Raw genomic sequence first — 13,378 nt, forward strand, 5'->3', positions numbered from 1 at the left:
AAAAAATTGGAGGTTTTTATTCATGGCAAAAGTATATTATGACAACTCAGTAGAAAAAAATCATTTGGAAGGGAAAACAGTTGCAGTTATCGGTTATGGATCGCAGGGGCACGCACATGCGCAAAACTTGCGGGACAATGGCAATCAAGTCATCATTGGGATTCGTGAAGGAAAATCCGCGGAAGCCGCCCGCAATGACGGTTTCGACGTATTTACAGTAGCAGAAGCATCTAAAAAAGCAGATATCGTTATGATTTTAGCGCCGGATGAAATTCAAGGGACGCTTTATGATAACGAAATTGCACCAAATTTGGAAGCCGGCAATGCTTTAGCCTTTGGACATGGGTTCAATATCCATTTTGATGTAATCAAGCCACCAAAAGATGTGGATGTTTTCTTAGTTGCTCCTAAAGGGCCAGGACACCTTGTACGTCGTACCTTTACTGAAGGCTTTGCGGTACCGGCACTCTTTGGTATTTATCAGGATGCTACTGGTAATGCCAGCAATGTAGCGTTGTCCTATGCAAAAGGGATTGGCGCAACACGTGTAGGCGTATTGGAAACAACCTTTAAAGAAGAAACAGAAACAGATTTGTTCGGCGAGCAGGCTGTCTTGTGCGGTGGCTTAACCAGCTTAATCGAAGCAGGCTTTGAAACCTTGACAGAAGCCGGTTATCAGCCGGAATTGGCTTACTTTGAAGTTTGTCATGAATTAAAACTAATCGTAGATCTAATTTATGAAGGAGGTTTTGAGAAAATGCGCAATTCAATCTCAAATACTGCGGAATATGGCGATTATGTTTCAGGACCGCGTGTGGTTACAGCCGAAACAAAAGCGAATATGAAAGAGGTCTTAACGGATATTCAAAATGGTAAATTTGCCAAAGGCTTTATCGATGACAATAAAAACGGCTTTAAAGAATTCAAGCAAATGCGCAAAGACAACGCTGGACATCCAATTGAAAAAGTCGGTGCGGAATTACGTAAAATGATGCCATTTGTTTCAAGAGAAGACTAAATCAAGTCTCAATCACAAAGATAGATGAGTGCTGAAAAGGAGGTTGAGCCAAAAGTCGTTTAGGTTCGAGCAAGTGGAGTAAAAGACGACCAATATGCTTTTTATATTGATCGGCTTTTATAAAATTGCCGAAGAACCTGACTTTCGGCCACCGTTTATTCGTAAGTAGTGAGCGTGAGACAAAAGTAAATAACACTTTTGCTTCACGCTCTAAGTACGAATAAACGGCGGAAGCAGAAGCAACTCTAGCTGCGCGTCGATCACATCAATCTCTAAGTGCTAAAGCACTAAGAATTGAAGGCCTTCGGAAATAAGCCGAAATTGCTGACAACCACGAAGAGTGAAGTGATTCGATGCTTATCAGTACCTACTTGGTGCTGACAACCACGAAGAGTAAAACGATTCGATGCTTGACAGTACCTACTTGGTGCTGACAACCACGAAGAGTAAAGCGATTCGATGTTTGACAGTACCTACTTGGTGCTGACAACCACGAAGAGTGAAGTGATTCGATGCTTGACAGTACCTACTTGGTGCTGACAACCACGAAGAGTGAAGTGATTCGATGACGAACGTACCTTCTCTTGGTTCTCGGAGTTTAACGCTTCTGTCCCAGCCTCACTATATAAATCGCAACAGCAGTTTCAGTGAAAGGTGGGAAGCATTTGTTAAAACTGACGAAAGAAAAAATTGATGAAGCGTATGACGTATTAAAAGAGGTGGTGACAAAAACACCTTTACAATATGATTTGCAATTATCGCAAAAATATCAGTGCAATGTGTATTTAAAACGGGAAGATTTACAGAAGGTTCGTTCATTTAAATTAAGAGGCGCGTATTATGCTATTAAGCAAACGGCGCCGGAAGTTCTAAAAAACGGTGTAGTTTGCGCTAGTGCTGGCAATCATGCGCAGGGAGTTGCCTACACTTGTCACGAAATGAAAGTGCCGGCCACTATTTTTATGCCGACGACGACTCCACAGCAAAAAGTGTCGCAGGTGAAGTTTTTTGGCGGCGAGCAGGTAACGGTTCAATTAATTGGCGATACCTTTGATGCCTCCGCCAAAGCGGCAAAAGAATTTGCTCAAAACCAACAGCAGGCTTTTATAGATCCGTTTAATGATCTGGATATCATGGCAGGTCAAGGAACTGTAGCGGTAGAAATTTTTCAGGAAGCACGTGGGCAATTTCAAGTGGATTATCTGTTCTCAGCGATTGGCGGAGGCGGCTTAATCAGCGGCGTGGCTGCCTATACAAAAAATCAAAGTCCGAATACTAAGGTAGTTGGCGTTGAACCTTTAGGCGCACAATCCATGCAGGCAGCTTTTAAAGAAGGAGCGCCAGTAATGCTGGAGAAAATTGAAAAATTCGTAGACGGTGCTGCAGTAAAGCAGGTAGGGGAGCTTAACTATGCGCATGCAACGGAATATGTCGATCAGCTGCTGGCAGTGGATGAAGGTCAGGTCTGTACAACGATTTTGGATTTATACACTAAGCAAGCAATTGTAGTGGAGCCTGCAGGGGCATTAAGTGTTTCTGCTTTAGAACAAATGAAAGAAGAAATCAAAGGCAAAAATGTGGTTTGTATTATCAGCGGCGGTAATAATGATATTAATCGCATGGAAGAAATTGAAGAGCGTTCCTTGATTTTCGAAGGCTTAAAGCATTACTTTGTCATCAATTTTCCACAACGCCCCGGCGCACTGAGAGAATTTGTAACGGATATTTTGGGGCCGGATGATGATATTACCCGATTTGAATATACAAAAAAAGTTAATCGTGGGACTGGACCGGTAATTTTGGGAATTTTATTAAAAGAAAGGCAAGAGCTACCTAACTTACTGAAAAAAATTGCAACTTTCGATCCAAATTATATTGATTTAAGTCAAAATCCTTCGTTATATGCTTTATTGGTTTAATATAATTTTTCAACCAAAAAAATAAAAATATCGAGTAGCTTGCTAAGAAAATATTTTTTAGCAGTTCCTCGATTTTTTTTGTATAAAATTATCTTAAATTTGCTTAAAATGTAAAAAATTGAAGAGAGAGTTCTTGCCATTTGAGCGGAAAGAACGTATATTTAATTTACTACATTAAATCAGTCAAACAACAACTACGACTGTCAAAGAACATGAGCCAGATAGAAATTTTTTCACTTCAAATGACCACCTTTTTTCGGTCAGTTATTTTCATTTTTCTATCCTCGAACATTTATAAGTCATGATTTCTTTGTTCAAAATTTACTCGAAACATAAACATTAGAATATTAGTAAAGTTGGAATATAAATGAATAATAAAAAAAGGTTGGAAAATCGCCGCTACATCACCGGATTTGACGGAATTCGGACAATTGCTGTGATCGGCGTCATTTTCTATCACCTATTTCCTAACATAATGCGCGGGGGCTATCTTGGCGTTCCCATTTTTTTTGCAGTTTCCGGATATTTAATTACCGATTTATTGAGGCAAGAATGGCTTCAAAATGAAACAATTGACATCAAAGGCTTTTATATTCGTCGAATGAAACGTCTTTATCCAGGCTTGATCGCTATGCTGGTGATCGCATCGGCTTACATTGGACTTTTTCAAAGAGATTTATTGAACAATTTACGCAGTGAAGTTGCCAGTAGTGTTTTGTATTATAATAACTGGTGGCAGATTTTCCGAGGCTTTTCTTATTTTGATCGATTCACTTCCCAGTCGCCGTTTACCCACATTTGGTCGTTGGCAGTGGAAGCACAGAACTACTTGATTTGGCCTTTACTTTTTATTTTACTGAAACGTTACGTCAAAAACAGCGGCAAAATCTTTGGCTTGGTCATGGGTGGCACGGTTATTTCAGCTCTTTTAATGGCAGCTCTTTATACACCGGGCGCTGACCCGACCAGAGTTTATTATGGAACGGATACGCGTCTGTTTTCTATATTAATGGGTGCAGGTCTGGCATTTGTATGGCCAAGCTCCCGTTTAAAAAGTGAGATACCGCTAAAAGCAAAAAATTTGCTGAACGGCGTGGGTCTTGGCTCATTAGTGATTCTTTTGCTCAGCTTTCTCTTTTTAGCTGATCATTACTCATTTGTTTATTATGGTGGTATCTTTTTGGTTAGTATTTTTGCTACTTTACTGGTCGCCGTAACTGCTCATCCTGGCGCTGATCTGAATCGCTGGTTGACCAATCCGGTTTTCACTTGGATCGGTAAAAGAAGTTATGGCATTTATCTTTATCAATTTCCAGTGATGATCTTTTACGAAGCAAAAATTACTAATCTGAGCGACTATGTCTTATTGCATTCGATTATTGAACTTGCTTTGATTTTGGGAATCAGCGAACTTTCTTATCGTTTTATTGAAAAACCATTGGGAAAGTTTTACTACAAATATACTTGGCTGGCAATAAAAGATTTCCTGAAAAAGCCATGGCTGAACGCTAATAAAATAACCGCAGTCGTTGGCGTCGTGTTATCCTGCTTTGCGCTTTATGCCTTAGCTGTTGCACCCTCCAATGAAGTAACCGCTCAACAACAGCAATTACAAAAAAGTATTGAAGAAAATAAGAAAAAAGCCGACGAACGAAAAGCAGCTGAAAAAGCGAAAAACGAAGGAAAAACTGTTGAGTCAACCAATCAGTCAACTACCGCACCGGAAGCGAACTTTGACTTGACGCCAGCAGAAAACAAAAAAGCGCAATCGATGGAAATTACAGCATTTGGTGATTCAGTAATTTTGGATGCCGCCGCCGGTTTACAGGAAATTTTTCCTAAAATGATCGTAGATGGCGAGGTCGGCAGACAGCTTTATACAAGCTCACCTATAATTGAAAAATTAAACAAAGATAAACTTTTAAAAGATAATGTTTTGGTAGGTTTAGGAACAAATGGATCATTTACAGAGGCTCAATTTGATGAGTTTATGGCGGCAATCGGTTCAAAGCGCAAAGTGTTTTGGATCAATGTTCGAGTTCCAACAAGGCGCTGGCAAAATGAAGTGAACAGCATGTTGGAGAATATGAAGAAGAAGTATAAGAACTTAACAGTCATTAATTGGTATGACTACAGTAATGCTCACGACGAATGGTTTTACGATGATCGCGTTCATCCTAATGTAGACGGTCAAGTGAAGTATTCAAGCTTTATTGCAAAGCAGTTAGTAAAATAATTCTTTAAGGAACAGACGTGTAAAGAGACAGTTCATTCTTGCTGTTTGATAAAATGTAGGTTGGATTTTCGACAATTGATTTCACTGATAAAGAATCAGGGGCAACGCTTAATGAAGGGCGTTCTTCTTGATTCTTTTTTAGTGTATAATAACAATAAAAAAGGAGGAGAGAAGTGAACATGATAGTGCATCACTTTTGTATTCAAACCAATGATTATGAAAAGAGTCTTACTTTTTATCAAGAGCTTCTAGGCTTTAAATTAGTTAATGAGACGAAAAATTTTCATGAGCGTCAGTATAATACTTGGCTTCAGCATGATGATTTATACATAGAACTGCAAACTGGCAAGCAAACGCAGCAGCTCGCTTCTTTTAACAAAGAAACAGAGGGGCTTGCTCATATTTGTTTTTATGTGGAGGACTTGCAGCAACTACAGCAGAAGCTGGAAAAGCAGGGCGCCCATTTTTTAAAGAAACAAAATAAAGCAATTTATTACGTAGAGGGCGGAGCGTTGTTTAAAATAAAAGCCCCGGAAGGAACAATTATCGAATTCAGAGATAGTTTAATTATTTAAAAAGAGCAAGTGCATAAAAAAAAATAAACAGCGTAAGCAGATGCTACCGCTGTTTATTTTAAAATCAATTGATAAGCATAGCGTTCGCCGTCAGGAACCGGTAATAAAATTTCTCCTTGAAAAGAAAAGCCAGTCTTTTTAATCAGCCGCTGCATGGCTTTATTTTTCGGATGTGTATCAATCCGAATATCGAGATGATTTGCCAGTCGGGCGGCAGTGAGCAGCTGGTTTATTAAGAGTACAGCTAAGCCTTGCCCTTGAAAGGCCGAACCAAGTGCTATGCGGTGAAAGACTGCATAAGAGTTCGAAGTGACTTGCCAGCTATTTAACGCTTCATAAGGTGGCTCGCTTTCTGTGGATATTACACCTAAGCCGACAATTGATTCCTCATGAACCAACACGTAGCAGCGCCCGAGCCGAATATCTTGTTTGATCACAGTTTCGCTGGGGCCTTCACCGTTTTGCCATTGAGGCACCTGATTATCCTGCAGCAGCAGCCGTGCTTCAGTAATAATCGCCATGATTGCTGTTAAATCACACTGTTCCGCTTTTTTTAAGTAGGTAGCCATACAATCAGCCTTTCATATTATTGATGGTTTTCAGGTTTTAACTGATAAATTTTTGATGGTCGCCCAATTCCAACAGGCCGTTCTCCAATTTCTTCGAAGTGCTGCAGCATTGCCTTTTTAAAATTAGAATGGTCAATTGTCTTATAATCAACGCCAGAAAATTTTGCAAACACTTTACGTGCTTCAGTAATGGTAAAATCTTTGCCTAGGACTTGGAGGACTTGAGGATCATGCTCCATCTTATTAGCTACGCGGTTGAAGGCCTTTAAAATAATTTCACTGTGGTCAAAGGCCAGCGTATCTTTGCCAGTCGATTGTTTGGTTTTTAAGTCTAAAATAATTTCTACTTCACCATTGGTCAAAAAGAGCGTGTCTGCTTTCCGTTCCATTGTAACCCAGCGTACTTCCTTCGCGTCATCTCCAGCAATTAAAGGCTCTTCCCCAATAAAAGCCAAGTAGCTCACTGTAACGACCCAGCCGCGTGGATCGCGATCTGGACGACTAAAGCTATGGAGCTGTTCAATATTGTCCTTAGAAATAATTACGCCAGTTTCTTCTTTGGTTTCACGTAACACACTTTCTCCTGTGGATTCATTTCGATTAACGAAGCCGCCAGGTAGGGCCCAGGAATTTCTATAGGGATGGCCTTTTCTTTTAATTAATAGAATTTTTAGCTGATCTTCTTCTTTGTTATAACACATCAAAACAATATCTACCGTGAGAGAAGGCTTTTCATATTCAGGAAGTTCTTGTTGATGATACCAGTTTAAAAAGTCGGCTTCACTTGCTTCTTGTTCATAATACTGCTTTTCTGCTTCCTTAGAATTAAAATGGCGCAAAGTGATTCATCCTCTCTTGTATAGATAAAAGTAATTTTTACTTTATTGTATCATTATAAGCTAGAAAAACAACCTAATACTTCATTTACTAAAAAAAATCTATTGAAGAAAAGAGTGGATTGTTCTTTTGGTTAACTTGTTTTATTTTCAGGTTGACAAACTCCTTGATAAATTGTATTTTAATTGATAACAACGAAAAAAATTAGATGTGGAGTGGAAGTATTGAAAACAAAAGAAATCACCCGAATTGCCCTTATGGTTAGTATTATTATTGTTTTAGGTTTTTTTCCGCCAATTCCGATTAGTCTTTTGCCGGTACCGATTGTCATTCAAAACGCAGGCATTATGCTGTGCGGTTTATTGCTCGGAAAGAAAAATGGAACAATTGCTGTACTGCTCTTTTTACTATTGGTCGCCCTAGGCTTGCCGATTTTAGCCGGCGGTCGGGGAGGACTGGCGGTGTTTTTTAATATTACTGCGGGCTATATTTATGCTTATCCATTTTCGGTCTTTCTCATTGGCTGGGTGAGTGAAAAGTTTAATGTGAAAAATCAACATTTAGGGTACGGTTTTATTATTACCTTTGTATTTGGAGCCTTATTTATAGATATTTGTGGTGCTATAGGTGTCAGCGTACTGTCAGGAGTAGGGCTTTTACAAAGCTTGACGGGTAGTTTGGCTTTTATTCCGGGAGACGCTATTAAGGCATTTGTAGCAGCGCTCATTGCCCAACGTCTATCCAAAATGTTAACCTAGGTCAATTAAAACAAAGAGCAGGCTCAAAAGTAACCATTACTCTTGAACCTGCTTTTTCTTTTATTGCGTTAATTCTAATAATTTGTTCTTTAAATCTTCTTCCATATGTCCCAGCTCAATTTCAGCAGCACGGCGTTTTTCTTTTCCTTCTTGTTGAATACGCAAGGTTTCTTGGATGGTTTCAACCAAGTCATTTTGCGTTTTTTGTAAGGTTTCGATATCAACAATACCGCGTTCATTTTCTTTCGCTGTTTCAATAGCTGAAATTTTCAGCATTTCAGAATTCTTCTTAAGAAGATCATTGGTTGTTTCAGAAACTTGTCGTTGCGCGGTAACAGCATCCTTTTGACGTAAAAGAGTTAGCGCAATGACCACTTGGTTTTTCCAAAGCGGAATGGCTGTATTGATGGACGCTTGAATTTTTTCTGCCAAAGCTTGATTAGTATTTTGAATTAAACGAATTTGCGGTGCTTGCTGAATAGTAATTTGACGTGCTAAACGCAGGTCATGGGTTCGTTTATCCAAACGATCTAAAAATTGAGTATAGTCATTGGCGATTTGAACGTCCATCTGGTCACCGGTTTCTTCAGCTTTTTTCATCGCTTCAGGAATCGTAATTGTCTGCATTTCTTCCATTTTTAGTTCGCCGGCGGCAATATAAATATTCAGCGCATCAAAATAATCTTTGTTCTTATTATATAACTGTTCAAGCATAAGGTTGTCTTTTAATAGCCCATTTTTTTCTTTTTCCAGTTTGACCGCAATTTTGTCAATTTGTGCGCCGATTTTTTGATACTTGGCCGTGATTTCGTAAATGGATTGTTTTACTTTACCAAACATCTTTTGAAAAATATTTCCTTCACCGGCACGTAGTTCATCTGGGTTGGCTTCGTTCAGGCGATACATTAAATCAGTTAAAGAATCACCAACGGGACCGATATCCTGTGCCTGTACGTGATTTAACATGGATTGGGAAAATTCACTTAGTTTAGTTTGGGCAGCAGATCCATAGGTAATTACCGCTTGAGCATCTTGAGTGTCAATTTTTGCAGCTAATTCTCTTGCTTGAGCCTGACGGTCTTCAGGTAGCTTATCGACTAAACGATCGGCTTTTTGCTGTTCCTGCAGCGCAGAAATTTCACTTTGCTGAGTGGCCGTCAACGAATCAACCGGTGTCGCAAACGGATTATTTAATAAATCGTCTAAGGTATCATTTACCGGGGTAATGTCTTTTACTTTATCTTCCATAAAAATTCCTCCATTATTTTAAAAGCTGCTCGAAGAATAAATACTTAATAGAAAATAGGCAAACATGCTGTAAGCTCACTACTTTTCACATGCTTGACCTATTTTGCTGACAACCATTTTAAATGAGAAAGTTCTTAAGCATCCTCTTTTGGTTCATTATCTCTTTTTAAGCTGTTTTTGGCAACGGATATCTCAACATCCAAGTCCTCTAAATCATCAGCCACAAATTGTTCATAGTCTTTTTTAATCAATTTTGAGACTTGATCAATTACTTGAGAGCTTTCTTCTAGTTTTTCATATGTTTGCTTGTTTTTAATTTCGTGGTCATTGATTTCTAAATATTTACCAGTTAAATCAACTAAGTTCGGCAAATGTGTGTAAAGAAAGTGATTCGCCAAGTGCAGTTTTTTCGGTTCTTTTACTAATTCTTTGAACATCGCTTTTGATACACGCAGAGTATCGTTACGCAAGTCAATTGCACGTAGCTTAGTAGAGGCATTCATATTTTTTTGTAGTTGAACAATTTGTTTTTTCGCAGTATTCATGGTATCACGGAAAAAAGTAATCTCTTGTTCCGACATTCCCAGCTGGGTGTAATGTTCTTCTTTTGTTTTTGTAAGAACAGGCAGCTGCTCTTCTTTGGTTGTTCTTTTTGAACCAGTAAAGAAAAGAACAACCAAAAGAACAGCGAAAAATACTGCAGCGACAAATTTAGTGTGCATTAAACAGGTTAAAAAGAAAACCCCTAAAACGATGCATGCAATTATTTTAATTGTATTGCCAATTTTCATTTATATTCCCTCCAATCAGTCATCGAAAGTCACTTCTGCTATATAGGTATTTTAGCACAATCTCACCCAGAAAGAATATCAGTCCAAAGGTTGATTTTAAGATTTAGCAAAATTATAAGAATTATCGAGTAAAATCAGTGAATTTTTCCTACTTGCGATGTAGACGGTGCTGATAACGTTCATTTAAAAAAAATTGAAAGAAAGGTGAGAAAAAAAGTGGATCGTGCGTTATAATAGTAGAAAATAAAAAGAATAAAAGGAGAAACAGCGTGAAAAATAAGAAGGTCATTACTCTGTTATTCTTGGGTTTGGTGCTCACTGGATGCTCGAAACGTGAGGTTGTTGATGATGAGATAGAAGACGTATACATAGATGAACCAAGTTCCACAGTAGAGGAATCAACCTCTTATGGAAATGATGAATTTTACGAGCCCTTAGAAAGCACGACGAGTGAAACAAAAGCTGAAAGTACTAAAGAAACAGAGCAAACCAAAGAAAAAACGGATGAATCAAAAGGAAAGTTAGAAGTTGTCAAAACAAAAAACGGTAATTTCAAAGTGAATTTAACCTCCGGCTGGAAAAAAACTGCAGCAAAAGAATTGAGTGACAATGCAGACGTAAGCTTGAAAAATGAAGCGAAACAAGCCTATTACATGGTTCTTAGTCAATCGAAAGACGATTTTGAAGATTTTGAGAGCTTCAAAAATACGATTGATCTTTCTGATTTGGGAGAAATTTCCGATGAGAAAACAGAAGAGGTTAATTATAACACTCTAACAGGTGAACGCAGAACCTTTACGGCCAAAAAAGACAACGTAGAAGTTTATTATATTTATGACCTGATGGAAGGCAGCGATCATTACTTACAGTGTATAAGCTGGACTTTAAACAGTGATAAGCAAAAGAATGAAGCTGAATTAATAAAATTGATGAAATCATTAGTTGAAATTCCGGAATAAAGTAATGCATAAGCTTGAAGCGAACAATTTACAATGTTTGCTTTAAGCTTATGCTGCGATAGGAACAATAAACAGTCAGGCTGGTTCAGCGCAAAAAAAGTTTAGTAATCATTGAACAGCTCTTTATGAAAGGCAGGGTCGTTAAGAAAATCTTCACAATCCGGAAATATAAGTGCGAAATGACAAAGATTATTGTATTATATTCATAGAAAGATTGGTGAACTGTATGATGAATTTTGAGGATTTTGAAGAAAAAACAATTTCCAGAAAAGAGATATTCAAAGGTCAAATCATTGAAGTTGTTGTAGATGAAGTGCAATTACCAAACGGTGGAACGGCTTCTAGGGAGCTGGTTTTTCACCCGGGAGCGGTAGCAGTTATTCCGATTACTAATGACAATCAGATGATTATGATTAAGCAATTCAGAAAGCCTATGGAAAAAGTAATCTTAGAAATTCCAGCTGGTAAAATTGATCCCGGAGAACATGATCAGCCGGAAGCAGCGGCTAAAAGAGAATTGGAAGAAGAAACAGGCTTACAGGCAGGACAATTTTCTTATGTTGCTTCTATGTATGTTTCGCCTGGCTTTGCGGATGAATTATTGCATATTTATTTTGCGCAGCAATTGGCAAAGGTTCCAAATCCTCGTCCGCAAGATGATGATGAGGTATTAGAATTACATAAGGTTACACTCGATGAAGCCAAAGCAGCCATCGCTAGCGGTTTGATCTGTGATGCAAAAACGATTTTTGCGGTACAGTACTGGGAGCTGCAGCAGTTAAAAGCAGCTAAGGAGGATAAGGAATGAGTAAAGGTCCGCTGGTTACTCGGGCAAACTTACGTAAACGTCGTGAAGAGGCTGAAAAGCAAGCTCAAAAACAACTGGAATTAGAGCAAAAAGCAGCTGATAAAGAGTACCGAAAGAAAGAAAAAGAAATTTCAAGTTTCTATCGAAAAGAGCGCAAAAAACAAAAAGAAATTACGAAGTCACGTTCAGCGGAGCAAAGTAGAATTCGCGAACGCAGCCATACACTGACTAAAGCAATTATTGTGGTGGCGATTTTACTGGCAATTGTAATTTTTATTGTTTTGAATCTATAGAAAAGAGGAAATTATCATGAAAATTGGTATTATTGGCGCAATGGATCAAGAAGTAAAAATTTTAAAGGAGCATTTAACGGATACACGTTCGTGGGAACGCGCTGGAGCATTGTTTATCTCCGGATCTTTAGGACGTCATGAAGTGATTGTCGTACGCTCCGGCATCGGCAAAGTGCTATCTGCGGTAACGACGACTTTATTGATTCATCAATATGGCGTAAATATGGTGATTAATACAGGATCAGCCGGCGGTATTGGCCAAGGGTTAGCCGTAGGTGATTTAGTCATTGGTGAAAAGCTTGCATACTTTGATGTAGACGTGACAGGTTTCGGCTATCAACCGGGACAGCTGCCGGGAATGCCTTTGTATTATGAATCAAGCGACTATTTGAAGCTGGAAATTAAAAAAGCGGCTGAAAAGACTGGCATTGCCACACATTCCGGTTTAATTGTTACAGGAGATTCCTTTGTTAACGACCGCGAAAAAGTAAACCGTATTTTGCAGGATTTTCCGAATGCATTAGCATGTGAAATGGAAGGGGCTGCAATTGCTCAAGCGGCTGCGCAGTTTAATATTCCATTTTTAGTGGTACGGGCAATTAGCGATACAGCGGATCATGAGGCTTCTCAAACTTTTGATGAATTTATTGAAGAAGCGGGTGAAAAATCGGCACAGATGGTGATTCATTTTGTCGAGCATTTAGTTTAGTCAGGAGGAACAGCGATGAAAGCCTTAATTTCAATTGATTATACAAATGATTTCGTGGCTTCAAATGGTGCTTTAACAACAGGGGAAGCCGGACAAGCCATTGAAAAAGCATTATTGGCTGTTACGGAATTGTTTACTCAAAATAATGATTTTGTTGTATATGCAATTGATCGACATGAAGCTGATGATTCGTATCATCCGGAGAACCGCTTATTTCCGCCGCATAATCTGGCTGGAACAGCCGGGCGAAAGCTTTACGGCAGACTTGCCGACTATTATGAACAGAGTAAAGGGCAAGCAAATGTTTATTGGCTGGACAAGCGTCATTATTCAGCGTTTAGCGGTACTGATTTGGATATACGTTTACGTGAGCGGAGAATTACTGAACTGCATCTTGTGGGTGTTTGTACAGATATCTGTGTTTTACACACGGCGGTTGATGCTTATAATTTAGGCTATCAGCTTTTTATCCATAAAGATGCAGTTGCCAGCTTTGACGGTACAGGGCATCAGTGGGCGTTAAAGCATTTTGAACAGACGTTGGGTGCTACTATCGTCGAATAATTAACAAAAACTGACTGGATTCGCTAAAAAAGCTAGCGGACAGTCAGTTTTTTTGCGTAAAAGAGTAGTTAAAAGGTCGCTATTTTTGTATTAA

At 38.8% G+C, this 13,378-nt stretch carries 14 protein-coding genes; 10 read left to right on the top strand and 4 right to left on the bottom strand.

Annotation, left to right across the window (positions count from 1 at the left end; translation table 11 throughout):
• The first annotated feature begins 22 nt into the window (after positions 1-22).
• The 4 genes from ilvC (at position 23) to ABH902_RS03095 (ending at position 5,748) form a co-directional block, all read left to right on the top strand.
• Positions 23-1,018, top strand: coding sequence for a ketol-acid reductoisomerase (ilvC, locus tag ABH902_RS03080; RefSeq protein WP_404589113.1), 996 nt, complete (start codon positions 23-25; stop codon positions 1,016-1,018).
• 665 nt (positions 1,019-1,683) lie between these two features.
• Positions 1,684-2,937 carry a threonine ammonia-lyase IlvA gene (gene ilvA, locus ABH902_RS03085; RefSeq protein WP_404589115.1) on the top strand — a complete coding sequence of 418 codons (1,254 nt, stop codon included), beginning with the start codon at positions 1,684-1,686 and terminating at the stop codon, positions 2,935-2,937.
• A gap of 367 nt (positions 2,938-3,304) precedes the next feature.
• Positions 3,305-5,173, top strand: a complete 1,869-nt coding sequence (locus tag ABH902_RS03090) for an acyltransferase family protein (protein ID WP_404589117.1) — start codon at positions 3,305-3,307, stop codon at positions 5,171-5,173.
• A gap of 179 nt (positions 5,174-5,352) precedes the next feature.
• Positions 5,353-5,748 (top strand): VOC family protein, encoded by a 396-nt coding sequence (locus tag ABH902_RS03095; protein ID WP_404589202.1) that lies wholly within the window; start codon positions 5,353-5,355, stop codon positions 5,746-5,748.
• A gap of 53 nt (positions 5,749-5,801) precedes the next feature.
• On the opposite strand, the gene ABH902_RS03100 is transcribed toward ABH902_RS03095, so the two are convergent.
• Both ABH902_RS03100 and ABH902_RS03105 read right to left on the bottom strand, forming a co-directional pair.
• The gene (locus tag ABH902_RS03100; protein WP_404589119.1) at positions 5,802-6,317 is read right to left on the bottom strand and encodes a GNAT family N-acetyltransferase; all 516 of its coding nucleotides are present in this window, start codon (positions 6,315-6,317) and stop codon (positions 5,802-5,804) included.
• Between the two features lie 17 nt (positions 6,318-6,334).
• Positions 6,335-7,156 carry an NUDIX domain-containing protein gene (locus tag ABH902_RS03105; protein WP_404589121.1) on the bottom strand — a complete coding sequence of 274 codons (822 nt, stop codon included), beginning with the start codon at positions 7,154-7,156 and terminating at the stop codon, positions 6,335-6,337.
• Positions 7,157-7,378: 222 nt separating this feature from the next.
• On the opposite strand from ABH902_RS03105, the gene ABH902_RS03110 reads away from it, so the two are divergent.
• The gene (locus ABH902_RS03110) at positions 7,379-7,912 is read left to right on the top strand and encodes a biotin transporter BioY (protein WP_404589123.1); all 534 of its coding nucleotides are present in this window, start codon (positions 7,379-7,381) and stop codon (positions 7,910-7,912) included.
• A 60-nt stretch (positions 7,913-7,972) separates the two neighbouring features.
• Here the strand turns inward: ABH902_RS03110 and ABH902_RS03115 are convergent, their stop codons facing one another.
• On the bottom strand, positions 7,973-9,160 hold the full coding sequence (locus ABH902_RS03115; protein ID WP_404589125.1) for a toxic anion resistance protein: 1,188 nt from the start codon (positions 9,158-9,160) through the stop codon (positions 7,973-7,975).
• A 134-nt stretch (positions 9,161-9,294) separates the two neighbouring features.
• Entirely contained in the window at positions 9,295-9,951 is a 657-nt protein-coding gene (locus tag ABH902_RS03120; RefSeq protein WP_404589127.1) for a 5-bromo-4-chloroindolyl phosphate hydrolysis family protein, read from the bottom strand.
• 269 nt (positions 9,952-10,220) lie between these two features.
• Between ABH902_RS03120 and ABH902_RS03125 the strand changes: the two genes are divergently transcribed.
• The 5 genes from ABH902_RS03125 (at position 10,221) to ABH902_RS03145 (ending at position 13,284) form a co-directional block, all read left to right on the top strand.
• Complete coding sequence (locus tag ABH902_RS03125) at positions 10,221-10,910, top strand: hypothetical protein (RefSeq protein ID WP_404589129.1); 690 nt, start codon at positions 10,221-10,223, stop codon at positions 10,908-10,910.
• A gap of 226 nt (positions 10,911-11,136) precedes the next feature.
• Positions 11,137-11,718 (top strand): NUDIX hydrolase, encoded by a 582-nt coding sequence (locus ABH902_RS03130; protein ID WP_404589131.1) that lies wholly within the window; start codon positions 11,137-11,139, stop codon positions 11,716-11,718.
• Positions 11,715-12,011, top strand: a complete 297-nt coding sequence (gene macP / locus ABH902_RS03135; protein ID WP_404589133.1) for a cell wall synthase accessory phosphoprotein MacP — start codon at positions 11,715-11,717, stop codon at positions 12,009-12,011. Before ABH902_RS03130 ends, macP begins: the two co-directional genes overlap by 4 nt.
• 16 nt (positions 12,012-12,027) lie before the next feature.
• Entirely contained in the window at positions 12,028-12,720 is a 693-nt protein-coding gene (locus tag ABH902_RS03140) for a 5'-methylthioadenosine/adenosylhomocysteine nucleosidase (protein WP_404589135.1), read from the top strand.
• A gap of 15 nt (positions 12,721-12,735) precedes the next feature.
• Positions 12,736-13,284 (top strand): cysteine hydrolase family protein, encoded by a 549-nt coding sequence (locus tag ABH902_RS03145; protein WP_404589137.1) that lies wholly within the window; start codon positions 12,736-12,738, stop codon positions 13,282-13,284.
• Positions 13,285-13,378 lie beyond the last annotated feature (94 nt).

Source organism: Enterococcus sp. UD-01, assembly GCF_044909655.1.
In the GTDB taxonomy this organism is placed as follows: domain Bacteria; phylum Bacillota; class Bacilli; order Lactobacillales; family Enterococcaceae; genus Enterococcus_L.